Origin of the sequence: Pseudomonas fitomaticsae (genome assembly GCF_021018765.1) — a bacterium.
Taxonomy (GTDB): Bacteria; Pseudomonadota; Gammaproteobacteria; order Pseudomonadales; family Pseudomonadaceae; genus Aquipseudomonas; species Aquipseudomonas fitomaticsae.
The window spans coordinates 1,034,128-1,059,223 of the sequence record NZ_CP075567.1; the positions used below are offsets into that span (position 1 = coordinate 1,034,128).

General features: G+C 59.7%; 14 protein-coding genes and 2 rRNA genes. 14 read left to right on the forward strand and 2 right to left on the reverse strand.

Annotated features, from left to right (window positions below; genetic code table 11):
• Window positions 1-19 precede the first annotated feature (19 nt).
• The 8 genes from KJY40_RS04545 to KJY40_RS04580 all read left to right on the forward strand — a co-directional run bounded on the left by KJY40_RS04545 (window position 20) and on the right by KJY40_RS04580 (window position 15,035).
• Window positions 20-2,910 (forward strand): 23S ribosomal RNA (locus KJY40_RS04545).
• 151 nt (window positions 2,911-3,061) lie between these two features.
• Window positions 3,062-3,177 (forward strand): 5S ribosomal RNA (rrf, locus tag KJY40_RS04550).
• 154 nt (window positions 3,178-3,331) lie between these two features.
• On the forward strand, window positions 3,332-6,784 hold the full coding sequence (gene recC, locus KJY40_RS04555; protein ID WP_230735249.1) for an exodeoxyribonuclease V subunit gamma: 3,453 nt from the start codon (window positions 3,332-3,334) through the stop codon (window positions 6,782-6,784).
• Window positions 6,781-10,470: an exodeoxyribonuclease V subunit beta gene (gene recB, locus KJY40_RS04560; protein WP_230735252.1), complete on the forward strand. Its 3,690-nt coding sequence runs from the start codon at window positions 6,781-6,783 to the stop codon at window positions 10,468-10,470. Before recC ends, recB begins: the two co-directional genes overlap by 4 nt.
• Window positions 10,467-12,575, forward strand: a complete 2,109-nt coding sequence (gene recD, locus KJY40_RS04565) for an exodeoxyribonuclease V subunit alpha (protein ID WP_230735255.1) — start codon at window positions 10,467-10,469, stop codon at window positions 12,573-12,575. The genes recB and recD overlap by 4 nt, the downstream gene beginning before the upstream one ends.
• Window positions 12,576-12,694: 119 nt before the next feature.
• Window positions 12,695-13,270, forward strand: coding sequence for a YfiR family protein (locus tag KJY40_RS04570; RefSeq protein ID WP_230735257.1), 576 nt, complete (start codon window positions 12,695-12,697; stop codon window positions 13,268-13,270).
• The gene (locus KJY40_RS04575) at window positions 13,267-14,535 is read left to right on the forward strand and encodes a diguanylate cyclase domain-containing protein (RefSeq protein ID WP_230735260.1); all 1,269 of its coding nucleotides are present in this window, start codon (window positions 13,267-13,269) and stop codon (window positions 14,533-14,535) included. The genes KJY40_RS04570 and KJY40_RS04575 overlap by 4 nt, the downstream gene beginning before the upstream one ends.
• The gene (locus KJY40_RS04580; RefSeq protein WP_170929403.1) at window positions 14,535-15,035 is read left to right on the forward strand and encodes an OmpA family protein; all 501 of its coding nucleotides are present in this window, start codon (window positions 14,535-14,537) and stop codon (window positions 15,033-15,035) included. The genes KJY40_RS04575 and KJY40_RS04580 overlap by 1 nt, the downstream gene beginning before the upstream one ends.
• Here KJY40_RS04580 and KJY40_RS04585 read toward each other — a convergent pair.
• Entirely contained in the window at window positions 15,032-15,979 is a 948-nt protein-coding gene (locus tag KJY40_RS04585; protein WP_007953866.1) for a LysR family transcriptional regulator, read from the reverse strand. The genes KJY40_RS04580 and KJY40_RS04585 overlap by 4 nt on opposite strands.
• Before the next feature lie 149 nt (window positions 15,980-16,128).
• Here KJY40_RS04585 and KJY40_RS04590 point away from each other — a divergent pair, with 149 nt between their 5' ends.
• Both KJY40_RS04590 and mmsB read left to right on the forward strand, forming a co-directional pair.
• Window positions 16,129-17,655, forward strand: coding sequence for a CoA-acylating methylmalonate-semialdehyde dehydrogenase (locus tag KJY40_RS04590; protein ID WP_230735262.1), 1,527 nt, complete (start codon window positions 16,129-16,131; stop codon window positions 17,653-17,655).
• 9 nt (window positions 17,656-17,664) lie between these two features.
• Window positions 17,665-18,552 carry a 3-hydroxyisobutyrate dehydrogenase gene (gene mmsB, locus KJY40_RS04595; RefSeq protein WP_039772935.1) on the forward strand — a complete coding sequence of 296 codons (888 nt, stop codon included), beginning with the start codon at window positions 17,665-17,667 and terminating at the stop codon, window positions 18,550-18,552.
• 76 nt (window positions 18,553-18,628) lie between these two features.
• On the opposite strand, the gene KJY40_RS04600 is transcribed toward mmsB, so the two are convergent.
• A complete protein-coding gene (locus KJY40_RS04600) occupies window positions 18,629-18,973 on the reverse strand; it encodes a cupin domain-containing protein (RefSeq protein WP_007953863.1) in 345 nt (114 codons plus the stop codon).
• 567 nt (window positions 18,974-19,540) lie between these two features.
• Here KJY40_RS04600 and KJY40_RS04605 point away from each other — a divergent pair.
• The 4 genes from KJY40_RS04605 to rfbB are packed head-to-tail and all read left to right on the forward strand — an operon-like array spanning window position 19,541 to window position 25,096.
• The gene (locus KJY40_RS04605) at window positions 19,541-20,512 is read left to right on the forward strand and encodes an acyltransferase (RefSeq protein WP_230735265.1); all 972 of its coding nucleotides are present in this window, start codon (window positions 19,541-19,543) and stop codon (window positions 20,510-20,512) included.
• Window positions 20,509-21,759: a glycosyltransferase family 28 protein gene (locus KJY40_RS04610; protein WP_230735268.1), complete on the forward strand. Its 1,251-nt coding sequence runs from the start codon at window positions 20,509-20,511 to the stop codon at window positions 21,757-21,759. The genes KJY40_RS04605 and KJY40_RS04610 overlap by 4 nt, the downstream gene beginning before the upstream one ends.
• 22 nt (window positions 21,760-21,781) lie before the next feature.
• Window positions 21,782-23,959 (forward strand): prenyltransferase/squalene oxidase repeat-containing protein, encoded by a 2,178-nt coding sequence (locus tag KJY40_RS04615; protein ID WP_230735271.1) that lies wholly within the window; start codon window positions 21,782-21,784, stop codon window positions 23,957-23,959.
• Between the two features lie 54 nt (window positions 23,960-24,013).
• A complete protein-coding gene (gene rfbB / locus KJY40_RS04620; protein ID WP_230735272.1) occupies window positions 24,014-25,096 on the forward strand; it encodes a dTDP-glucose 4,6-dehydratase in 1,083 nt (360 codons plus the stop codon).

A 25,096-nucleotide genomic window follows, 5' to 3' on the forward strand; every position in this document is an offset into this window, starting at 1 on the left:
AGATTGCTTGGGGTTATATGGTCAAGTGAAGAAGCGCATACGGTGGATGCCTTGGCAGTCAGAGGCGATGAAAGACGTGGTAGCCTGCGAAAAGCTTCGGGGAGTCGGCAAACAGACTTTGATCCGGAGATGTCTGAATGGGGGAACCCAGCCATCACAAGATGGTTATCTTGTACTGAATACATAGGTGCAAGAGGCGAACCAGGGGAACTGAAACATCTAAGTACCCTGAGGAAAAGAAATCAACCGAGATTCCCTTAGTAGTGGCGAGCGAACGGGGACTAGCCCTTAAGTGGCTTTGAGATTAGCGGAACGCTCTGGAAAGTGCGGCCATAGTGGGTGATAGCCCTGTACGCGAAAATCTCTTAGTCATGAAATCGAGTAGGACGGAGCACGAGAAACTTTGTCTGAATATGGGGGGACCATCCTCCAAGGCTAAATACTACTGACTGACCGATAGTGAACTAGTACCGTGAGGGAAAGGCGAAAAGAACCCCGGAGAGGGGAGTGAAATAGATCCTGAAACCGTATGCGTACAAGCAGTGGGAGCAGACTTTGTTCTGTGACTGCGTACCTTTTGTATAATGGGTCAGCGACTTATTTTCAGTGGCGAGCTTAACCGAATAGGGGAGGCGTAGCGAAAGCGAGTCTTAATAGGGCGTCTAGTCGCTGGGAATAGACCCGAAACCGGGCGATCTATCCATGGGCAGGTTGAAGGTTAGGTAACACTGACTGGAGGACCGAACCGACTACCGTTGAAAAGTTAGCGGATGACCTGTGGATCGGAGTGAAAGGCTAATCAAGCTCGGAGATAGCTGGTTCTCCTCGAAAGCTATTTAGGTAGCGCCTCATGTATCACTGTAGGGGGTAGAGCACTGTTTCGGCTAGGGGGTCATCCCGACTTACCAAACCGATGCAAACTCCGAATACCTACAAGTGCCGAGCATGGGAGACACACGGCGGGTGCTAACGTCCGTCGTGAAAAGGGAAACAACCCAGACCGTCAGCTAAGGTCCCAAAGTTATGGTTAAGTGGGAAACGATGTGGGAAGGCTTAGACAGCTAGGAGGTTGGCTTAGAAGCAGCCACCCTTTAAAGAAAGCGTAATAGCTCACTAGTCGAGTCGGCCTGCGCGGAAGATGTAACGGGGCTCAAACCATACACCGAAGCTACGGGTATCACGTAAGTGATGCGGTAGAGGAGCGTTCTGTAAGCCTGTGAAGGTGAGTTGAGAAGCTTGCTGGAGGTATCAGAAGTGCGAATGCTGACATGAGTAACGACAATGGGTGTGAAAAACACCCACGCCGAAAGACCAAGGTTTCCTGCGCAACGTTAATCGACGCAGGGTTAGTCGGTCCCTAAGGCGAGGCTGAAAAGCGTAGTCGATGGAAAACAGGTTAATATTCCTGTACTTCTGGTTATTGCGATGGAGGGACGGAGAAGGCTAGGCCAGCTTGGCGTTGGTTGTCCAAGTTTAAGGTGGTAGGCTGGAATCTTAGGTAAATCCGGGATTCTAAGGCCGAGAGCTGATGACGAGTTGCCTTTAGGCGACGAAGTGGTTGATGCCATGCTTCCAAGAAAAGCTTCTAAGCTTCAGATAACCAGGAACCGTACCCCAAACCGACACAGGTGGTTGGGTAGAGAATACCAAGGCGCTTGAGAGAACTCGGGTGAAGGAACTAGGCAAAATGGCACCGTAACTTCGGGAGAAGGTGCGCCGGTGAGGGTGAAGCACTTGCTGCGTAAGCTCACGCCGGTCGAAGATACCAGGCCGCTGCGACTGTTTATTAAAAACACAGCACTCTGCAAACACGAAAGTGGACGTATAGGGTGTGACGCCTGCCCGGTGCCGGAAGGTTAATTGATGGGGTTAGCTAACGCGAAGCTCTTGATCGAAGCCCCGGTAAACGGCGGCCGTAACTATAACGGTCCTAAGGTAGCGAAATTCCTTGTCGGGTAAGTTCCGACCTGCACGAATGGCGTAACGATGGCGGCGCTGTCTCCACCCGAGACTCAGTGAAATTGAAATCGCTGTGAAGATGCAGTGTATCCGCGGCTAGACGGAAAGACCCCGTGAACCTTTACTATAGCTTTGCACTGGACTTTGAATTTGCTTGTGTAGGATAGGTGGGAGGCTTTGAAGCGTGGACGCCAGTTCGCGTGGAGCCATCCTTGAAATACCACCCTGGCAACTTTGAGGTTCTAACTCAGGTCCGTTATCCGGATCGAGGACAGTGTATGGTGGGTAGTTTGACTGGGGCGGTCTCCTCCTAAAGAGTAACGGAGGAGTACGAAGGTGCGCTCAGACCGGTCGGAAATCGGTCGTAGAGTATAAAGGCAAAAGCGCGCTTGACTGCGAGACAGACACGTCGAGCAGGTACGAAAGTAGGTCTTAGTGATCCGGTGGTTCTGTATGGAAGGGCCATCGCTCAACGGATAAAAGGTACTCCGGGGATAACAGGCTGATACCGCCCAAGAGTTCATATCGACGGCGGTGTTTGGCACCTCGATGTCGGCTCATCACATCCTGGGGCTGAAGCCGGTCCCAAGGGTATGGCTGTTCGCCATTTAAAGTGGTACGCGAGCTGGGTTTAGAACGTCGTGAGACAGTTCGGTCCCTATCTGCCGTGGACGTTTGAGATTTGAGAGGGGCTGCTCCTAGTACGAGAGGACCGGAGTGGACGAACCTCTGGTGTTCCGGTTGTCACGCCAGTGGCATTGCCGGGTAGCTATGTTCGGGAAAGATAACCGCTGAAAGCATCTAAGCGGGAAACTTGCCTCAAGATGAGATCTCACTGGAACCTTGAGTTCCCTGAAGGGCCGTCGAAGACTACGACGTTGATAGGTTGGGTGTGTAAGCGCTGTGAGGCGTTGAGCTAACCAATACTAATTGCCCGTGAGGCTTGACCATATAACACCCAAGCAATTTGAGTCGAAAGGCCAGATTGCGGTGTGTGAAGACGCAATGAACCGAAAGTTCGACGCTCACAAAACACCGAAAGCTGTCACATACCCAATTTGCTGAAGCGAGGCCATCTGGCCACGACTCAGTACCCGAATTTCTTGACGACCATAGAGCGTTGGAACCACCTGATCCCATCCCGAACTCAGAAGTGAAACGATGCATCGCCGATGGTAGTGTGGGGTTTCCCCATGTGAGAGTAGGTCATCGTCAAGATTAAATTCCGAAACCCCAATTGCGAAAGCAGTTGGGGTTTTGTTTTGTCCGCAGGAAAGTTCTTACAGCATTCTCAGCCGCCTTGCGGCTGTCCTCGCCGGCCGACAATGCTAAGGTTCAGCCCTAGCTTTTGTACTTTTCCAAGGAAGCCTTCATGCCGGACACCCAGTCCCTCAACGCTGCATTCATGGTCGTTCAGAGCAACAGCCTGGATGAACTGCGCAGCCTTGTGATCAGCATCATGCGGCGCTATCCACTGGCACCCCTGGAGAACGAAATTGCGCTCGTGCAGAGCAACGGCATCGCTCAATGGCTCAAGCTGGCACTGGCTGAGGACCCTGAAGCGGACGATTCAGGCGGCTGTGGGATCGCCGCCGCCATTGATGCGCAACTGCCGGGCAGTTTCATGTGGCAGCTATACCGGATGGTGCTGGGACGAGAGGAAATTCCAGCAAAGTCGCTGCTCGACAAGGCGCCGCTGACCTGGCGCCTGATGCGCCTGTTGCCACAGGTTATCAACCGTCCGCATTTCGAACCGCTACAGCGCTTTCTCACCCATGACACCGATCTACGCAAACGCTACCAGTTGTCCGAACGTCTGGCAGACCTCTTCGACCAATACCAGGTTTACCGCGCTGATTGGCTTGAGGACTGGGCAGAGGGGCATCATCAACTCCGCAATGTAAGAGGTGAAGCGAAGCCGCTCTCACCGACCAGTTGCTGGCAGGCAGAATTGTGGCGCGCCCTGCTGGACGATGTGGGCGAGCAAGGCATGGCCCAAAGTCGGGCGGGCGTGCACCAGCGGTTCATGGAGCGCATCAACAGTCTTGAACGCGCACCGACCGGACTTCCCCAGCGAGTGATCGTTTTCGGAATTTCCTCGTTGCCTGCACAGGTATTGGAAGCATTGGCCGGGCTTTCCCGTTTCAGCCAGGTTTTGTTGTGCGTCCATAACCCCTGTCGTTATCACTGGGCCGATATCGTTGCCGACAAGGATCTCTTGCGCCATCAGTACAAGCGGCAAGCCCGAAAAAACGGCATGCCCGTGGTACTGGATTCGGAATCACTCCACCAACATGCTCACCCGCTCCTCGCCGCGTGGGGCAAGCAAGGTCGCGATTACATCAACCTACTCGACAGCTACGACGAGCCGGACAGCTATCGCGCAGCATTTCGCAATGGACGTATCGATCTGTTCAGCGAAACCCAGCCAAAGAACATGCTTAATCAGTTACAGGACGACATTCTGGAGCTGCGGCCGCTCAGCGAGACTCGAGCGCTCTGGCCGGCAGTCGATCTGACTCAAGACGATTCGATCCGCTTTCACATTGCCCATAGCGCCCAGCGCGAAGTGGAGATTCTTCACGACCAGCTCCTGGCCCGTTTCAGTGCCAACCCTCAATTACGCCCTCGCGACGTGATCGTGATGGTGCCTGACATCGACAGTTACGCGCCGCATATTCGCGCCGTATTTGGGCAACTGGATCGTCAGGACCCACGCTTCATTCCTTTCACCATGGCCGATCAGGGGCAGCGCGGACGGGATCCATTACTGATCGCTGTCGAACATCTGCTCAAGCTGCCGGACAGTCGTTTCCCCGTCAGTGAAATCCTCGACTTGCTCGACGTCCCTGCGTTACGCGCCAGGTTTGGTGTGCAGGAACGAGACTTGCCTACCCTGCATCGCTGGATCGAAGGTGCCGGCGTGCGTTGGGGAATCGATGCGGGGCAACGGGCCGATCTGGGGTTACCCGATGAGCTGGAGCAAAACAGTTGGCGCTTCGGCCTGCGTCGGATGTTGCTCGGTTATGCGGTCGGCAGTTCCGGTGCTTGTGGGGATATCGAACCCTACGATGAAATCGGTGGTCTCGATGCTGCGTTGATTGGCCCGTTGGTAGCGTTGCTGGATGCTCTGGAGCTCTCGCATCAGCAACTGATGAAACCCGCTCAACCACAGGAATGGGGGCATAGGCTTCAGGCGTTGATGCAACTGTTTTTCAAGTCCGAAGATGAGCATGACGACTACCTGCTGGCTCAACTCGAGGAGTTGCGCGAAACCTGGCTGGAAACCTGCGAGGCCGTCGGTCTGCTTGATGAGCTGCCACTGACCGTCGTTCGCGAGGCCTGGCTGGCGGGGCTGGATCAGGGGCGTCTGTCGCAGCGCTTCCTGGCGGGAGCTGTGAATTTTTGCACGCTGATGCCGATGCGCGCGATCCCGTTCAGGCTGGTTTGCCTGTTGGGCATGAACGATGGCGATTATCCACGCGCTCAACCGCCGCTGGACTTCGACCTCATGGGCAGTGATTACCGGCCGGGAGATCGCTCCCGTCGGGAAGATGATCGCTATCTTCTGCTCGAAGCGCTCTTGTCCGCCCGTCATCAGCTCTACATCAGTTGGGTCGGCCGCAGCATTCGCGACAACAGTGAGCGGCCAGCCTCTGTGTTGATCGGCCAGTTGCGCGATCATCTCGCCAATGGATGGCGATCGGTCGACGACAACGAAGATCTCCTGATTGCCATGACTCAGGAGCATCCGTTGCAGCCATTCAGTTCGCGCTACTTCCATGAGGAAGACAAGCTGTTCAGCTACGCCAGCGAATGGCAGGTGCTGCATCAACCTCACGAACAGAATGACGTCGCAACAATGCTTGCCCCCCATGTCCAGGAGGAGCCGTTGAGTCTGGAACTGCTGCAGGACTTCCTGCGCAATCCGGTCCGACACTTTTTCACTCAGCGACTCAAGGTTTACTTCGAAGCGGCGCAGATACCTCAGGCTGATGAGGAGCCCTTTGTGCTGGATGCGTTGCAGCGATACATGCTCAGCGACAGCTTGCTCGGGGCAGCCATGAGGCACCCGGACAATGTTGATCAGGCGCTCGAGTCTCAAGCCCGACGCCTGCAAAACAGCGGACTGCTGCCCATGGCCGGGTTCGGTGAGTGCCTTCAGCGAGAGCTGATCGAGCCTTTGCCAGACTTGTTGCAACGCTATCAACAGCTGTTGGCGCTATGGCCAACCCCCCTGATCAACGCTTTACCGATCAATTTTGAATGGCAGGAACTGCGTCTTGAAGGATGGCTGGGAGGTTTGCACCGGCGCGCCGATGGCGGCGTACTGTCGGTCACAACAATCCCCAACAGCATTGGCTCGATCAAGAACCGCAAATGGCACCGCATGACCAAGCCCTGGGTCAGCCATCTTGCCGCGTGTGCCAGTGGACTTTCCCTGACGACCGCACTGGTGGCCAGCGATGACACGCTCCTTCTTGAACCTCTGGAGCAGATCCGGGCGAGACGAATTCTCGAGGATCTGCTGCTCGCCTGGCAGACGGGCATGCGCCAGCCACTGCCGGTCGCGGTGAAAACTGCTTTCGCATGGCTGGGTCAGACCGATCCGGTCAAGGCTGAAGCGGCTGCCCGCAAAGCCTATGAGGGTGATGGTCAGACCAGCGAAGGCGAACGACGCGAAAGCCCGGCTCTGGCTCGACAATTCGCCGACTACGATGCACTGCAAGCGGATGAAACCTTCTCCGGTTGGTGTGATGCACTGTATCGCCCTTTGCTTGAGGCACCGTGGCGGTCATGGACCCACGAGGAGGCAGGCGCATGAGCAACCAACAGCCGCTCGCGCTGGCATTCCCGTTAAGAGGCAGTCAACTGATTGAAGCCAGTGCGGGCACTGGCAAGACCTTTACCATTTCGGCGTTGTATCTGCGGTTGATCCTCGGCCACGGAGGCGAGGCGAGTGGTTTCGGTCGAGAGCTGTTGCCCCCGCAGATTCTCGTGGTGACCTTCACCGACGCGGCCACCAAAGAGCTGCGCGAGCGCATACGCACGCGTCTGGCCGAGGCCGCCCGTTTCTTTCGTGACGAGACGCCTCCCCCTGATGCGCTGATCGATGAACTGCGTGCAGAGTTCGATCCGCAACAATGGCCCGGTTGCGCGAACCGCCTGGATATCGCCGCGCAATGGATGGACGAAGCCGCCGTTTCGACGATCCACAGTTGGTGTCAGCGAATGTTGCGCGAGCATGCGTTCGACAGCGGCAGTCTGTTTACCCAGACCCTGGAAACCGATCACAGCGACCTGCTCGGCGAAGTGCTGCGCGATTATTGGCGGCTGTTCTGCTATCCGATGCAGGGCGATGCATTGAGCTGGGTCCGCAGTCACTGGGGAGGTCCGGCGGCCCTGTTACCGCGAGTGCGTGGGCTGTTTGGCACCGAGCGCGAAGCGGACTCTGACAAGACCCCCTCCGAGCTGATCGAAGAATGCCTGCAGGAACGCCGTGCGGCATTGGTGGAGTTGAAGGGACCATGGCGGCAGTGGGCCGATGAGTTGCTCGCGATCTGTCATCAGGGCGTCGCCAACAAAACCGTGGACGGGCGCAAGATGCAAGCCCGCTATTTCGAACCCTGGTTCGAAAAGCTCAAGGCCTGGGCCGAGGACGAGTCGTTCGAGCAACTGGATATCGGCACCGGGTTCGCCAGGCTCACGCCGGAGGGCATGGCTGAAGCCTGGAAGGGCGAGCCGCCGAGTCACCCGGGCCTGGATGCCATGCCTGTGCTCAAGTCGAGCCTCGACAATTTGCCGACGCCCGATGCGGCCGTGCTGCAGCATGCTGCCAAATGGGTCGGTGCCCGCTTTGAAGACGAGAAGCGCCGTCGAGCCGAAATGGGTTTCGACGACATGCTATTGCGTCTGGACTCGGCCTTGCAATCCGACGGTGGGGAGCGGCTCGCCACGCTCATCCGCGAGCAGTTCCCGGTCGCCCTGATCGATGAGTTCCAGGACACGGACCCGGTGCAGTACCGGATCTTCGAAAGCATCTATCGCATTGAAGAGAATAACCTCGAGACCGGGCTGTTCCTGATTGGCGACCCCAAGCAGGCGATCTATGCCTTCCGTGGCGCGGACATCTACACCTATCTGCGAGCCCGCCAGGCCACAACCGGACGCCTGCATACCCTGGGCACCAACTTCCGTTCCAGTCACGGGATGGTCAGTGCGGTCAACCATGTTTTCGAACGTGCCGAGTCCCGTGAGCAAGGGCGCGGAGCATTTCTGTTCCGACAGAAAAGTGGCGATAACCCGGTGCCGTTCCAGCCTGTGGAGGCTCAGGGTCGTAAAGAACATTTGCAGGTATCCGGGCTGGACGTACCGGCGCTGAACATCTGGCATTTATCCACCGACAAACCACTGTCCGGGGCGGTTTATCGCCAGCAGTTGGCGGCGGCCTGCGCCAGTGAGATCACGACTCTGCTCAATGGCGGGCAAACCGGTCGTGCCGGGTTTGCGCAGGACGGCAAGGATTGGCGTGGGCTGCGGCCAGCGGACATTGCGATCCTGGTGCGCGATGGTAAAGAGGCGCAGGCGGTACGCGGTGAGCTTGCAGCGCGCGGAGTCCGCAGCGTTTATCTGTCGGACAAGGACTCGGTCTTTGCCGCACAGGAAGCCCATGACCTGTTGTCGTGGCTCAAGGCGTGCGCCGAGCCGGATGTCGAACGCTCCCTGAAAGCGGCGCTGGCGTGCATCACACTGAATCTGCCATTGGCTGAGCTGGAGCGTCTGAATCAGGACGAGCTGGTCTGGGAAACCCGGGTCATGCAGTTCCGTGGATATCGTGAACTCTGGCGCAAGCAGGGGGTGCTGCCGATGTTGCGGCGCCTGCTGCACGACTTTCAACTGCCGCAGATGCTCATTGCCCGCAGTGATGGCGAGCGGGTGCTGACCAACCTGTTGCACCTGTCGGAGCTGTTGCAACAGGCCGCGTCGGAACTCGATGGCGAGCAGGCACTGATCCGCCATCTGGCCGAGCATCTGGCATTGTCCGGGCAGGCAGGTGAAGAGCAGATCCTGCGTCTTGAGAGCGACGAGCAACTGGTCAAGGTCGTGACCATTCACAAGTCCAAGGGGCTTGAATACCCGTTGGTGTTCCTGCCTTTCATCTGCTCGGCCAAACCCGTGGATGGCAGTCGATTGCCGCTGCATTACCACGATGAGTCCGGCAAGGCTCGCATCAGTCTGAAGCCCGACGCCGAATTGATCGCCCTGGCGGACAACGAGCGCCTGGCGGAGGATCTGCGTTTGCTCTACGTTGCGCTGACCCGTGCACAGCATGCGTGCTGGCTCGGGGTGACGGATCTCAAGCGCGGCAATCACAGCAGTTCGGTGCTGCATCTTTCTGCACTGGGCTATCTGCTGGGTGGCGGCGCTTCGTTGAATGAATCCAGCGGATTGGCCCGTTGGCTGGACGATCTGCAACAGGATTGTTCGGCGCTGAGCGTTTTTGAAATGCCAGAAGCCACCAGCGAGGAGTACCAGCCTCCGCGGAATGAGGCCACATTACGAGCCACCCTTCTGCCGAGCCGCAGGGCCAGCGAGAACTGGTGGATCGCGTCGTACAGTGCCTTGCGCATCAGTGACGTGCTGAGCGTCGGCAATGACGAAGCTCCTGACAGTCCGCAAGCGCAAAAGCTGTTCGACGACGAACGCCTCAATCCTGAAGCTCCGCGCGAGATCATCGCCGGCGGGGCTGACATTCACCGCTTCCCTCGCGGGCCGAATCCGGGAACGTTTCTTCATGGTTTGCTGGAGTGGGCAGGGGAGGAGGGGTTCGCGGTCACCCGCGATTCGCTGGACGATGCGATTGCACGGCGTTGCAATCGACGGGGCTGGGAAGGCTGGATCACTGCCCTCGGCGACTGGTTGCAGCACTTGCTCAAACTGCCACTGCCAGCGGGCCTCGACCAACCGCCAGTGGTTCTCGAGCAATTGAAGCAATATCGGGTCGAGATGGAATTCTGGTTCGCCAGCCACAAGGTCGACGTACTCAAGCTCGACGAGCAGGTACGTCAATTCACCCACAACGGTGTGGCCCGGGTCGGCGCTGAAGCGGTGCAGCTCAATGGCATGTTCAAAGGCTTTATCGACCTGACGTTCGAGCACGAGGGCCGTTACTACGTGGCCGATTACAAGTCCAACTGGCTGGGTGTCGATGACGCCGCGTACACCGAACGGGCCATGGAGCAGTCGATTCTCGACAACCGTTACGACCTGCAATACGTGCTGTACCTGTTGGCCTTGCATCGCCAGCTCAAGGCGCGGCTTGCCGACTACGACTACGACCGGCATATCGGCGGCGCGTTGTACCTGTTCCTGCGTGGGACACGGGCCCCTGGCGGTGGCGTTTACTTCGCGCGACCACCTAGGGAGCTGATCGAACGTCTGGACCTCATGTTCCAGGGCAAACCGCAACCCAAGGCCGAGCCCGCGTGGGAACAGGGAGTACTGCTATGAACCGGACATTCGCCGACCTGCTGCCAACGCCGCTGACCGCCGAAAGCCTCGCGCAACTGACGCCCCTGACCCGTGCCGATGATCTGTTGCTGTTGCTGACCCAATGGGTCGAGCGTGGCTGGTTGCGGGCACTGGACAAGGCATTCGTGGCCTTTCTTCATGAGTTGGCACCCGATGTCGATCCGCTGGTGTTGCTCGCCGCCGCATTGACCAGTCACCAGCTCGGCCATGGTCATGTGTGCCTGGATCTGTTCGAAACCCTCAAGGCGCCGGATTTCGCGCTGTCACTGCCTCCGGAGGGGGACGCACAACCCGGCGTATTGCTGCTGCCATCGCAGTTGCTCGAAACCCTCGACGGTGCGCATTGGTGCAAAGTACTGGCCGGCAGTTCGCTGGTGGCACTGGCCGCCGACGAAGGTGCGTCGGCTCAGGAGCGCCCGCTGGTGTTGTCCGGCAAGCGCTTGTACTTGCGGCGCTATTGGGCCTACGAGCGGCGTATCGACAGCGCATTGCGTCAGCGTCTCGCGGAGCAGGAAGCGACACCATCCGATCTTGCTCGGCGGCTGGACGCACTGTTCGATCCGGCGCAGCGTCCGGATGTCATCGACTGGCAGAAGCTCGCCTGCGCCCTGGCCACCCGAAGTGCCTTCAGCATCATCACGGGCGGTCCAGGTACCGGCAAGACGACGACGGTGGTCCGTTTGCTGGCGTTGCTCCAGGCACCTGCGGTCGAGGCGCACCAGCCATTGCGCATCCGCCTCGCGGCGCCTACCGGTAAAGCGGCGGCGCGACTGACGGAGTCCATCAGTCAGCAGGTGCAATCGCTGAAGGTCGCTGACAGCGTCCGGGAAAAAATTCCGACCGAGGTGACCACGGTGCACCGCCTGCTCGGCAGTCGTCCCGGCACGCGGCACTTTCGCCACCATGCCGGTAACCGTCTGCCCCTGGACGTTCTGGTGGTCGATGAAGCGTCCATGATCGACCTGGAAATGATGGCCAACCTGCTCGATGCCTTGCCGCCTCATGCCCGATTGGTGTTGCTGGGCGACAAGGATCAACTGGCCTCTGTGGAGGCGGGGGCGGTGCTGGGAGATTTGTGCCGCGATGCCGAAGCCGGTTGGTACAGTCCGCAGACTCGCCAGTGGCTGGAACAGGTGAGCGGCGAATCCCTGCAGGACAGCGGCTTGCACGAAGGCTCTGACGGCTCGCATCCGCTGGCCCAGCAAGTGGTGATGTTGCGTCACTCGCGGCGTTTCGGCGAGGGCAGCGGCATCGGCCAACTGGCGCGGCGGGTGAATCAGCAACTCCCGGACGAGGCTCGGCAGTTGCTGGAAGTCAAGACTCATGGAGATGTGTTTTCGTTGCCGCTTCAGAACGAGCACGACCGGAAACTTGAGCACCTGGTGCTCGATGGGCACGGCGTAGGCCCTCACGGTTATCGACACTATCTGAGCGTCTTGCGCGATCGACGTCCGGCGAGCGGAATGCCGCTCGAGAACCCGGGTTGGGTCAATTGGGCGCGTGACGTCCTGCGGGCCTTCGATACCTTCCAGCTGTTGTGCGCAGTGCGCAAAGGGCCATGGGGTGTCGAGGGGCTGAACCAGCGCATCACCGACGCGTTGCTCAAGGCGCGGCTGATCGAAAGCGACCAGCAATGGTACGAAGGCCGGCCGGTGCTGATGACCCGAAATGACTACGGTCTGGGGCTGATGAACGGTGACATCGGTATCGCCCTGAAACTGCCCGAGCGCGATGGGCCGGATGCCGGTAAGTCGGTGTTGCGAGTGGCGTTCCCGCGTAACGACGGGCGCGGCGGGGTACGTTTCGTGTTGCCGAGCCGGCTCAACGATGTCGAGACCGTCTATGCGATGACTGTGCACAAGTCGCAGGGCTCGGAGTTTGCCCATACCGCGCTGATCCTGCCGGACGCCCTGAATCCCGTGTTGACCAAGGAGCTGATCTACACCGGAATTACCCGGGCCAAGGATTGGTTCACCTTGATCGAGCCTCGGAGCGGCGTGTTTGAAGACGCGGTGCAGCGCAAGGTGAAGCGCCTGAGTGGACTGATGCTGGAACTGGAAGAAGGGACGTCGCATAAAGGATGAAGGTGCCTTCGATTGCCGCCGGTAATTGACCGACCGGTCAGAGGTCGCTGTATCGCTGGCGTTCCAACGCTGTGCTATCGTTGCGGCATCATTTCGTAACGATCCAAGAGAATCCCTGCATGAAGGTGGCTGTCTGGGCGACAGAGCGCGTAGTTGGCTGCAAGCGGGCGTTGCTTGCCGGTGTGCTCTGTTTGCTCACGGGTGTGGCCGCTGCCCAGACTCAGACTCCGGTGGGCATGGCCGAACAGCGGGCCAAATCCGTCACTCAGGTTGTCCTCGGTATCCTCAGTTACGCGCGCTGGCCGGTAGAGCCGGCGCAGTTGCGTTTGTGCATCGTCGGCCCGACCGAATACACCGACGACCTGGTCAAGGGTACGACCCAGGCCACGGGGCGTTCGGTCATCTTGCGTCGACTGTTGGCCGACAATCCGGCCATCGTCAGCGAGTGCGACGCCGTCTACATCGGCAAACTCACGACCGACGAACGCAGCCGGCTGTTCGCGTCCCTTATCGGCCATCCGGTGCTGAGCATCAGCGAAGGCGGTGATCAATGCACGGTCGGCAGCCTGTTCTGCCTGCGGGTCGGCGATGAGCAAGTGTCGTTCGAGGTCAATCTCGACTCCGTCGCCCGCAGCGGCGTGCGTATTCATCCCAGCGTGCTGCAGTTGTCGCGTCGCAAACCGGCGGTGCCATGAGACACGACCAATCCACAGGGCGCCCGACCCTCGGCTCGGTCATCGGCCGTGGCAACCTGATTGTGGCGCTGGTCGCCGTGGCAATGGCCAGTGTGTCGCTGACGCTGCTTGGGGTGTTGGCGCTACGGGTCTATGCCGATCACAACCTGCACTTGATCGCCCGCTCTATCAGTTACACGGTGGAAGCTGCCGTGGTGTTCAACGACAAGGCCGCCGCGACCGAAGCGCTGGCATTGATCGCCTCGACCGAAGAAGTGGCCGATGCCCAGGTGCTGGACACTCAGGGCCAGTTGATCGCGCGCTGGCAGCGTCCGGAGAACGGTCTGTTTTCCGAACTGGAGATGCAGGTTGCGCGGGTCATTCTGGAAAAACCCATCAGCCTGCCGATCCTCCATCAGGATCGCGAGATCGGGCGCATTTTGCTGATCGGTCACGGCGGCAGCCTGATGCGCTTTCTGTTGAGCGGTCTAGCGGGGATCATTCTCTGCACGGCGATCAGCGCCTGGGTCGCGCTGTACCTGGCGCAGCGTCAGTTGCGCAGGATCATCGGCCCGTTGCACAGCCTGGCGGCGGTGGCGCATGCGGCCCGCAGCGAGCGGGCACTGGATCGACGGGTGCCACGGGCGAAGATTGCCGAACTGGACAACCTCGGCAATGACTTCAATGCCTTGCTCGATGAACTCGAAGACTGGCAAACCCACCTGCAAAGCGAGAACGAAACCCTCGCCCACCAGGCCAGCCACGACAGTCTCACCGGATTGCCGAACCGGGCCTTTTTCGAAGGCCGCCTGATTCGTGCGCTACGCAGCGCCCACAAACTGAACGAGCGCGTGGCGGTGCTGTTTCTCGACAGCGACCGCTTCAAGGACATCAACGACAACTTCGGTCATGCCGCCGGTGACGCGGTGCTGGTGGCGGTGGCGAATCGGGTGCGGGCGCAGTTGCGTGAAGAGGATCTGGTGGCGCGTCTGGGCGGTGACGAGTTCGCCGTTCTGCTCACGCCCTTGCACAAGACCGAAGACGCCGAGCGCATTGCCGACAAGATCCTCGCCAGCATGGACACCCCGATCGCACTGCCCGGCGACAGCAGTGTCGTGACGTCGCTCAGTATCGGCATCGCGGTTTACCCCGATCATGGCGTCACGCCCGGCACCTTGCTCGATGCGGCCGATGCCGCGATGTATCAAGCCAAGCGTTTGTCGCGCGGCGCCCAATCCACGGCCGGGTCGGAGCACCCGGTCGATCCCGTTCAAACCAGGAGCTGATGCCCGTGTTCTCACTTTCCTTTCGACTGTTTTCCACCCTGTTGCTGACGGCCATGCTGGCCCTGACCGGTTGCCAGACCGCCCCGCAAAAAGGCCTGACGCCAGCCCAGGTTGCGGTCCTCAAGCAGCAAGGCTTCGAGTTGACCGATGATGGCTGGGAGTTCGGCCTGTCGGGCAAAGTGTTGTTTGGCAGCGATGTCGAAAGCCTGAACAAGCAAAGTACCGAAATCGTCGAGCGTATCGGCAAAGCGTTGCTGGGTGTCGGCATCGAGCGGGTGCGGGTCGATGGCCACACCGACGCTTCCGGCAAGGAAACCTACAACCAGCAGCTGTCACTGCGTCGCGCGAAAAGCGTCGGCAAAGTGCTGACCTCGGTCGGCATGAAGGAAGAGAACATCCAGCTGCAAGGCCTCGGTAGCCGTGAACCGGTCGCCTCCAACGACACTGCCGCCGGCCGCACCGAAAACCGCCGGGTGTCGATTGTGGTCAGCGCCGATTAATCGGCGAACTGCATTTCGCGGGTCTCACCCATCAACAGACCCTGATTGCGCTCGGTCACCTCACGGATGTAATCCCACAAAAGGGTGATCCGTTTCAACTTCCGAAGATCCTCCCGGCAGTACATCCAGAACTGCCGGGTGATGTCGATTTCCTCCGGCAGCACCGGCAACAGGCGCGGATCCTGTGCCGCGAGGAAGCACGGCAGAATCGCCAGCGACCTCCCTTGCTGCGCCGCCACGAACTGTGCAATCACGCTGGTGCTGCGCAAATTGGCGCTGGCGCCGGGCAACACATTCGCCAGATACAGCAGCTCCGAGCTGAACGCCAGGTCATCCACGTAACTGATGAATTGATGCTTGCCCAGGTCGGCGGGGCGGCGGATCGGTGGGTGTTTGTCGAGATATTCCTGGGTCGCGTACAGCTGCAAGCGGTAGTCGCAGAGTTTGCAGCATACGTACGGGCCGTGTTCCGGGCGTTCGAGGGCGATGACGATGTCGGCCTCGCGTTTGGACAGGCTGATGAAGTGCGGCAGCGGCAGGATATCCACCGAAATCGCCGGGTAGGCGTCGACGAAGTGGCTCAGTTGCGGGGTGATGAAGAAGCTGCCGAAACCTTCGGTGCAGCCCATGCGCACATGTCCGGAAAGCGCGACGCCGGAGCCGGACACCTGCTCGCAGGCCATGTGCAGCGTGCTTTCGATCGACTCGGCATAACTCAGTAGGCGCTGGCCTTCGGCAGTCAGCACGAAACCGCTGGTGCGCGACTTTTCGAACAGCAAAGTGCCGAGCGCCGCTTCCAGCGAACTGATCCGCCGCGACACGGTGGTGTAGTCCACCGCCAGGCGTTTGGCCGCGGTGCTGGCCTTGCGGGTACGGGCGACTTCGAGGAAAAACTTGAGGTCGTCCCAGTTCAGCGAGCCGAGAGAGGTGATGTTTTTTTGCATGATGGACGGGCTTATATGTGCGTTCTTATTAGAAGTTTGCACATCTATACTCCAAAAACAGTCCGACAACCAATTCGCGACACACGCCTCATCTCAAGGCGAACCTTTCGCCTTGGCTCCCAAGATAAAAACAATTTCTGGAGACCAGCATGAACGCATCGCTTACGCCCAACGAAACCACGATCCAGAAGGTCAAGCTGCTGATCGACGGCGAGTGGGTCGAGTCGCAGACCACCGAGTGGCACGACATCGTCAACCCGGCGACCCAGCAAGTGCTGGCCAAGGTTCCGTTCGCCACCGCCGCTGAAGTCGACGCCGCCGTCAGCGCCGCCCAGCGCGCCTTCCAGACCTGGAAGCTGACCCCTATCGGCGCACGCATGCGCATCATGCTCAAGCTGCAAGCGTTGATCCGCGAGCATTCCAAACGCATCGCCGTGGTGCTGAGCGCCGAGCAGGGCAAGACCATTGCCGACGCCGAGGGCGACATTTTCCGTGGCCTGGAAGTGGTCGAACACGCCTGCTCCATCGGCAGCCTGCAAATGGGCGAGTTCGCCGAGAACGTCGCCGGCGGCGTCGACACCTACACCCTGCGTCAGCCGATCGGCGTCTGCGCCGGCATCACGCCGTTCAACTTCCCGGCAATGATTCCGCTGTGGATGTTCCCGATGGCCATCGCCTGCGGCAACACCTTCGTGCTCAAACCATCCGAACAGGATCCGCTGTCGACCATGTTGCTGGTGGAACTGGCGATCGAAGCCGGCATTCCGGCCGGTGTGCTCAACGTCGTCCACGGTGGCAAAGACGTGGTCGATGGCCTGTGCACCCACAAGGACATCAAGGCCGTTTCGTTTGTCGGTTCGACCGCCGTCGGCACTCACGTGTATGACTTGGCCGGCAAGCACGGTAAGCGCGTGCAATCGATGATGGGCGCGAAGAACCACGCGGTGGTGCTGCCGGACGCCAATCGCGAGCAAGCGCTCAATGCGCTGGTCGGCGCCGGTTTCGGTGCAGCCGGTCAACGTTGCATGGCCACCTCGGTGGTGGTGCTGGTGGGTGCGGCCAAGCAGTGGCTGCCGGATCTGAAAGCGCTGGCGCAGAAACTCAAGGTCAACGCCGGCAACGAGCCGGGCACCGATGTCGGCCCGGTCATTTCGAAAAAGGCCAAGGCGCGGATTCTCGATCTGATCGAAAGCGGCATCAAGGAAGGTGCCAAACTCGAGCTGGACGGTCGCGACATCAGCGTGCCGGGCTACGAGAACGGCAACTTCGTCGGGCCGACCCTGTTCTCCGGGGTGACTACCGACATGCAGATCTACACCCAGGAAATCTTCGGCCCGGTGCTGGTGGTGCTGGAAGTCGACACCCTCGATCAGGCCATTGCGCTGGTCAACGCCAACCCGTTCGGCAATGGCACTGGCCTGTTCACCCAGAGCGGCGCGGCAGCGCGTAAGTTCCAGACTGAAATCGACGTCGGCCAGGTCGGCATCAACATCCCGATTCCGGTGCCGGTACCGTTCTTCAGCTTCACCGGTTCGCGCGGTTCGAAACTTGGCGACCTCGGCCCGTACGGCAAGCAAGTGGTGCAGTTCTACACCCAGACCAAAACGGTCACGGCGCGCTGGTTCGATGACGACAGCGTCAACGACGGCGTGAACACCACCATCAACCTGCGTTGAGGAATGGCCATGAAAATCGCATTTATCGGTCTGGGCAACATGGGCGCGCCGATGGCGCGCAACCTGATCAAGGCCGGGCATTCGCTGAATCTGGTGGACCTGAACAAAACCGTGCTGGCGGAACTCGAGCAACTGGGCGGCACCATTCGCGCTTCGGCTCGCGAAGCCGCTGAAGATGCAGAACTGGTGATCACCATGCTGCCGGCGGCGGTGCATGTACGCAGCGTCTGGCTCGGTGAAGATGGCGTGCTGGCCGGGATCGGCAAAGGCGTGCCGGCGGTGGATTGCAGCACCATCGATCCGCAGACTGCTCGCGATGTGGCGGCGGCGGCTGCCAAACAAGGCGTGGCCATGGCCGATGCACCGGTGTCCGGCGGCACCGGGGGCGCAACGGCCGGGACGCTGACCTTCATGGTCGGCGCCACCCCGGAGCTGTTCGCCACCCTGCAACCAGTGCTGGCGCAAATGGGCCGCAACATCGTGCATTGCGGTGAAGTCGGCACCGGGCAGATCGCCAAGATCTGCAACAACCTGTTGCTCGCCATTTCGATGGTCGGCGTCAGCGAGGCGATGGCGCTGGGCGATGCGCTGGGCATCGACACCACGGTGCTCGCCGGGATCATCAACAGCTCGACCGGTCGTTGCTGGAGTTCGGAAATGTACAACCCGTGGCCGGGCATCGTCGAAACGGCGCCGGCCTCGCGTGGTTACACCGGCGGCTTCGGCGCCGAGCTGATGCTCAAGGATCTGGGGCTGGCCACCGAAGCGGCGCGTCAGGCCCATCAGCCAGTGGTGCTGGGCGCGGTGGCGCAGCAGTTGTATCAGGCGATGAGTCAGCGCGGGGAAGGTGGCAAGGACTTCTCGGCGATCATCAACAGCTATCGCAAGCCGCAGTAACCGTCGTCAGGCCTGTGCTCGCCACAGGTCTGTATTGCCGGGAAACCACGTCGGGTGGTTTCCCGGCTTTTTTGTATCAGGCGAACACGAAATATTTGCGCACGGTCTCGACCACTTCCCAAGTGCCTTTCATGCCTGGCTCGACCACGAAGATGTCGCCGGCGCGCAGGTGGATCGGCTCCATGCCGTCCGGAGTTATCACGCAGTAGCCTTCCTGGAAATGGCAGTACTCCCACTTCACGTAGTCCACCCGCCACTTGCCTGGCGTGCAGATCCAGGTGCCCATGATCTTGCTGCCGTCTTCGCTGGTGTAGGCATTGAGGTTGACGGTGTGCGGGTCGCCCTCGAGTTTTTCCCATTTGCAGGCGTCGAGTACGGGCAGGGGATGGGTGTCGCGCAAAACGGTGATAGGTGCGGGCATGACGGCTCCAGGCCAAAGGGAGTTAGAGCCGTCACCGTAGCTTTCGCGGGTACTGTCGGAATGTCTGGGGTCGACCTCCAGATGTCTGTAAGCGCTGGAGCAAATCTGCACTCCTCCCTGATTTGCACCAGCACTGTGCATATAAGAAGGTTTTGGTACAAGCGTGCACCATAAAAGTTCAATCAATTTTTAGACTAAAACGAGATAACCATTCTGACACCTATTGCAAAACAAAATCGTCTGTACTATAACATTCGTACTAAAGGACTATTCCTCAAAAGGGAGCTACACCTGAGTCACGGACAGACTTGAATCGGCTTTTTCTCATCTCGATAACTGACTTGGCCTTCGGCTCAAGTGTGAACTTCTATCTGTTGTTAATGAATAATGACAGTTGAATGAACCGGTCAGTTAATAAGTGGCGCGGACGCAATGTCTCGCGTGCTTTGAGTAGAAGTCTTAAATAAACAGTTAATTATTATTTGTGCACTGGCGGATTTATATCTGCGGGATACGCACGCCTATCGAATTTTTATGTGCCCGGCATCAATGGAATGAGGCTTTATTGTGGACGACATAAACGTAATTGAAGTTTCGACGATTGTTGATAGCGCGAGTGAGCTTGGCCGGCACGTCTGGGTGCGTGCCGGCAGCCGCCTGACACATGTGCAGATCAGCGATGACTGCTTCATCGGCTTCAGGTGCGATTTGCAGTATGCGTCCATCGGCAAATCCAGCATGTTCGCCACCGGCGCCCAGTGCCTGGGGACGGCGCAGTCGCCGGTTCGGATTGCCGAAAACGTCTGGCTGGGCGCCAAGGCCACTGTGGCTGCCGGTGTTTCCATCGGTGCCGGGGCCGTGGTGGCGGCTGGCGCGTTGGTGACAGCGGATGTGCCGCCGGACGCAATCGTCGTCGGTCGTCCGGCGCGGGTCATTGCCCGGCGCACCGTGGTCGAGGACGGCCGGCCGAGCCCGGAACCGGTGCTGGCCAAAGTCCGGGAGCGGGCGCGCCAGGGCTTGCCGTCGATGCTCGATCGGTCCACGCAGTCGGTTCCGCGGCTCAAGGCGTTGAACCCCGACACCCTGACCTGGGACATCAGCGACGACGCCTTGATTGATGCCGAATTGCGCGGCGGAGCGTCGGTGGAAATTGCCCGGGATTGCATTCTGATCGGGCGCAGCAACCGTCAGGGCGGCATGTCGCAACTGGGCGGCATCGAACTGGGCACCGGCGTGCGACTGGCGGCCGGTGTGGTTATCGAGGCGGCCGGCGGCGTATCCGTCGGTGCTTTCAGCGAGTTGTCCGAGGGGGTCACGATCGTTGCCTCCACTCATGATCATTCTTTTCGCTCACTGCCTTGGGAGGAGGCACCGGTGCGCATTGGAAGTCGTTGCGTTATTGGCGAGGGCGCCATCTTGGTAGGTCCACTGAATATTGGTGACGGTGCCGTTATCAAACCGTACTCGGTGGTTATAAGGGATGTATTGGAAAACACTGTGGTTCATGGCGTTGTTCAACTAATGGAGATTCAAGAATGATTTTATTTGCCCCCAATCCAACCGGTTCCGGTCACAACATGCGCGCGCTGTCCATCGCTCAGGCGATCAAGAAACAGCGTCCGGACATGCCATTGACCGTGGCACTGGCTTCCTTGCAGCCGACTTTCACGCCGATGTTCGAAAAGTCTGGTGTTGAAGTAGTGGATATTGCCGGTCGTTTGGTCGATTACTCGAAAAAGAGCAACTTGTCGAAAGAACTCGACTGGAATAATTACATTGGCGGATATATCGCCAATACCTTCTTGTCCGGCGAGCGGATTCTGTCTTACCTGGCCCTGATCGCCGAATACAAGCCCACCGCTCTGGTGTCGGACTACAACATGGCCGCCTGCCTGGCCGCGATTTTCAGCGGTACGCCGCTGGTGTTCGTCACCGAGCGCTACGACTTCACCTTGTGCCAGCTCGAAGACCATGATCTGGCCGACGGCGGTTTTGAGGTCAACGCGCTGGAAATGGCCCGGGCCCGCACCGCGCTGCACAGTCAGTTCAACTGGATGATCAATCAGAGCCAACTGGTACTGACCGACAAACCGTATGTGGCCTCTCTCGATCAGGGCACACCGGTGGCCGAAGCGCTGGTCAGCGGCAAGGCGCATTTTGTCGGCCCGATGATCCGCGACATCAATGTACAGACCGGCTTGAATGTGCGCGAGCAACTGAACCTCGGCGACTCGCCGTTCATTGTCGCCTCGATCAGCGGCACCACGATGTTTGCCCAGAACAAGGACGCGCTGCTCGCCGCCTATCTTGACAGCTTCAAGATCCTGCGCGAGCGCAATCCGGAACTGAAACTGGTGTTACTGGGCCGTCAGGATATCCAGGCTCAGGACGGCGTCGTCTGCGTGCCGTACTACCCGGACTGGATGGGCCTGCTGCGCGAAGCCAGCCTGCTGATTTCGGCGCCGGGCTGGATCACCGTGACGGAAATCGCTGCACTGCAGATTCCAACGCTGTTCGTGCTGCCGTCCAAATCCGAGTACCACGAACTCGAGGCGCTGCGCCGTCTGGAGCTGCTGGGTTTCCCGACGCATCTGGGCCACGACCGCGATGCGATCGTCGAGCTGATCCAGGGCGAACTGGAAAAAGACACCGATGCCTCGGCCTACTACGCACCGCATCAGCAAGTGGCCGCGCCGAATGGCGAAGGTGCCGCCCGCGCCGCGACGCGCATCATCGATTTGTGCCAGGGCAGCGTTGTGTCGCTGACCGAAAGCAAAGCCGCTTAACCTCAAGGAAGAGGGATTCACCATGTCACTGCATCCGCAGTTTCTATTTGATCAAGGCCTCAAGGACATCGACCACGGCGGTTTTTTCGCCGTGACCGATGCCAGTGGCGAGGTTGCGATTTCCAGCGACAAGCAGTTGCAGGATCAGGTCGCGGCGACGCTCTACCAGGCCGAGCACGGCGACGATGTCGAACTGCGTTTTGCCCATGACGGGCTGATGCAGTTGCATGATGCGTCGAATGGCGGTTTCCACGAACTGGCCGACCGCTACTGGACGCCGCACGGCTCCGGGCGCTGCCGCACGCTAGCGCTGCAACTGGACGCGCTGGCGGCATTGATTGCCTATCAGCGCCGGGTGCCGCAGGACGCGGCGAACAATGCCGCGATTCACGGCCTGCTGGAAAAGGTTGAAGCACTCTATGCCCGCTCCACGGTCGCCGGTCTGTACAGCAGCGACTGGTCGACGCCGCTGGAGCTCGCGACCTCGATCGATCTCGACATCAGCGCCACGGGCTTGCTGGCGCGTATCGACAATCAGCCGTTGGGTCTCGGCCTGGTCGGGCACTTGCAGATTCATGCAGAAAACCTGATCGGCCGGGTGGCCGGCAGCGACAGCCAATCCTGTGTCGATGTGGCGCTGACCCGTTGCGGCGTGCGGGCTCAGGTCAGTCTGGTGCTGGCGCAACTGGCTGATGCGCGCGACGACAATGCGCTGTCGAATCTGGCCCGCTCGTTCCTGCTGCAAACCCTGGCGCTGTTCCGCGATCCGGCGTACGGCGGGTATTGGGATCGGGTCGGGATCAACGGCAAAGTGCGTTGCGACTGGCACACCTCGTACAAAAATCACGAGTCGCCATTTCCGATCAAGACCGCCTACGACGTGGCGTTGCTGTTGCAGGCGATTCAGGCCTTGCCGTCCGGCGCGAGCGAAGCCGACCGGGCTTCGGTGACGGCAGCGTTGCTGGAGTTTCATGACGCCCGCAATGGCGGGCTGTTCATGGGCAAGGGCTATTTCTGGTCGACGCCTGATGACCCGACCGTGCCGTTCATTCGGCAATTCTGGGCACCGCCGCGTCAGCCGGGGATCTTCAGCATCGGCAACCTGACGTACCTGCCGTTGCACCTGAAAAGCCTGAGAACCCAGCTCGCCGCTGCCCACGCCTTGCAGTCCATCGAACCGGTCGCTGCCGCCACTCATCATGACGATGCGGCGCTGGTGAACCGTGAGCTGCAAGTGATCGATGGCGGTGGCGATGTGCAGCGCATTCACCCGAATGGCGTGCCGACCATCAATGTCGATCTGCAGCGCTATCTGGCGTGGCTGGCCAAGGCCCGGGCTTCGAATGAAACCCCTTACGGGCTGACTGCCGAAACCGCGCCGCTGGGGTTCCGTGCCGACAAGACCTGGCAGGTGTTTTCCGGGCTGCATGTGATTTCGGACTTGCACGCGCTGGGTCTGCAAATCGAAAACAAGGCCAGCCTGATCGATTGCATCCGGGCCTCGCAAAACACCGACGGCGGATTCGCCGAGCAGCCGGGGCATCTGAGCGATGTGTTCGCCACCTACTGCGCGGTGTTGTCGCTGCGAGTGCTGGGCGCGTTGCCGAACGATATCGGCGGTTGCGTGCGTTACCTGCAAGCGTGTCAGAACGCCGATGGCGGGTTCGGCGATGTGCCGGGTTTCGGCTCGGACATCTGGCACACCAACCTGGCGGTGCTGTCGCTGCATGCGCTTGAAGCGAAGGCACCGGACGTGCAGGGCGTGATGGCGTTTGCCTTGCGCTGCCGCTCGGCTGACGGCGGTTTCGCCAACAAGCCCGGGTATCCGCCGGACGCGTTTTCGGTGTACCGCGTGGTGTCGACGCTGTTCATTCTCAACCGACGCATCGTCGATGCCGAACAGACCGTCGCCTGGCTGCAAAAGCTGCAACTGGCCAACGGCTCGTTCCATTACCGGCCGGGCAAAGCGGTCAGCCTGGTGGGTACTTACATGGCCATCGCGGCGATGTACCTGCTCGACGCGCAGCCGACGTATTTGCAGGAATCGAAAGACTGGATCGCTTCCCATCAGAAGCAGGACGGTGGATTCGGCCCGCTCAATGCGACCTCGGCGACCACCGACGAAAGCTTCGTCTGCATCCAGACGCTGCTGATTCTCGAACAAGGGCTGTCGCCATACTGGGTGGCGTTGTTGAACTGACCCGCACACAGCATCGAAGGACGTTCAATCATCATTTTGCCAGGGGAGGCGCTGATGAAAATTTTAGTGACAGGGGGCGCGGGCTTCATTGGCTCGGCCGTGGTGCGGTTTCTGATTGAAGAGACCGAATGTGAAGTGATCAACGTCGACAAACTGACCTACGCCGGCAACCTTGAATCGCTGGCCGATGTGTCCGATTCGCCGCGTTACCGTTTCTGCCAGGTCGACATCTGCGACAAGCCTGCGCTGGACGAACTGTTCGCACGGCTGCAACCGGATGCGGTGATGCATCTGGCCGCCGAGTCCCACGTGGACCGCTCGATCGATGGCCCGCAAGCCTTCATCGAAACCAACATCGTCGGCACCTACACGATGCTCGAAGCAGCGCGTGGTTACTGGAACCGACTGGACGCGGCGCGTCAGGCGGCGTTCCGTTTCCATCACATTTCCACCGACGAAGTGTACGGCGACCTGGAGCCCGAAGATCCGGCGTTCACCGAGCGCACGCCGTATGCGCCAAGCTCGCCGTATTCGGCGACCAAGGCCGGCTCCGATCATCTGGTCCGCGCTTGGCATCGCACCTTCGGCCTGCCGGTGGTGATGAGCAATTGCTCGAACAATTACGGTCCGTTTCACTTCCCGGAAAAACTGATTCCTCACGTCATTCTCAATGCGCTGCAAGGCAAGCCGTTGCCGGTGTACGGCGATGGCGCGCAGATTCGCGACTGGCTGTTCGTCGAGGATCACGCCCGCGCCCTGTATGCGGTGGTCACGCGCGGTGAGGTCGGGCAGACCTACAACATCGGCGGCCACAACGAGAAAACCAACCTGGAAGTGGTGCACACCCTGTGCGATCTGCTTGAAGCGCGTGGTGCGGAAAAACCGGCGGGCGTTGCGCACTTCCGCGACCTGATCACCTTCGTCAAGGATCGTCCGGGCCACGACAAACGCTACGCGGTCGATGCCGGGAAAATCCACGCGACGCTGGGCTGGACGCCGCAGGAAACCTTCGAAAGCGGCATGAAGAAAACCGTCGACTGGTATCTGGACAACCGCGCCTGGTGGGTGCGGGTGATGTCCGGTGCCTACGCGCTGGAGCGCCTCGGCGAGCAACGCGACGAAGCCCTCGTGGCCTGA

Excerpts from the sequence above, each read along its gene's own strand:
- recC (WP_230735249.1), top strand. The coding sequence starts at position 3,332 with ATGCCGGACACCCAGTCCCTCAACGCTGCATTCATGGTCGTTCAGAGC.
- recB (WP_230735252.1), top strand. The coding sequence starts at position 6,781 with ATGAGCAACCAACAGCCGCTCGCGCTGGCATTCCCGTTAAGAGGCAGT.
- recD (WP_230735255.1), top strand. The coding sequence starts at position 10,467 with ATGAACCGGACATTCGCCGACCTGCTGCCAACGCCGCTGACCGCCGAA.
- KJY40_RS04570 (WP_230735257.1), top strand. The coding sequence starts at position 12,695 with ATGAAGGTGGCTGTCTGGGCGACAGAGCGCGTAGTTGGCTGCAAGCGG.
- KJY40_RS04575 (WP_230735260.1), top strand. The coding sequence starts at position 13,267 with ATGAGACACGACCAATCCACAGGGCGCCCGACCCTCGGCTCGGTCATC.
- KJY40_RS04580 (WP_170929403.1), top strand. The coding sequence starts at position 14,535 with ATGCCCGTGTTCTCACTTTCCTTTCGACTGTTTTCCACCCTGTTGCTG.
- KJY40_RS04585 (WP_007953866.1), bottom strand. The coding sequence starts at position 15,979 with ATGCAAAAAAACATCACCTCTCTCGGCTCGCTGAACTGGGACGACCTC.
- KJY40_RS04590 (WP_230735262.1), top strand. The coding sequence starts at position 16,129 with ATGAACGCATCGCTTACGCCCAACGAAACCACGATCCAGAAGGTCAAG.
- mmsB (WP_039772935.1), top strand. The coding sequence starts at position 17,665 with ATGAAAATCGCATTTATCGGTCTGGGCAACATGGGCGCGCCGATGGCG.
- KJY40_RS04600 (WP_007953863.1), bottom strand. The coding sequence starts at position 18,973 with ATGCCCGCACCTATCACCGTTTTGCGCGACACCCATCCCCTGCCCGTA.
- KJY40_RS04610 (WP_230735268.1), top strand. The coding sequence starts at position 20,509 with ATGATTTTATTTGCCCCCAATCCAACCGGTTCCGGTCACAACATGCGC.
- KJY40_RS04615 (WP_230735271.1), top strand. The coding sequence starts at position 21,782 with ATGTCACTGCATCCGCAGTTTCTATTTGATCAAGGCCTCAAGGACATC.
- rfbB (WP_230735272.1), top strand. The coding sequence starts at position 24,014 with ATGAAAATTTTAGTGACAGGGGGCGCGGGCTTCATTGGCTCGGCCGTG.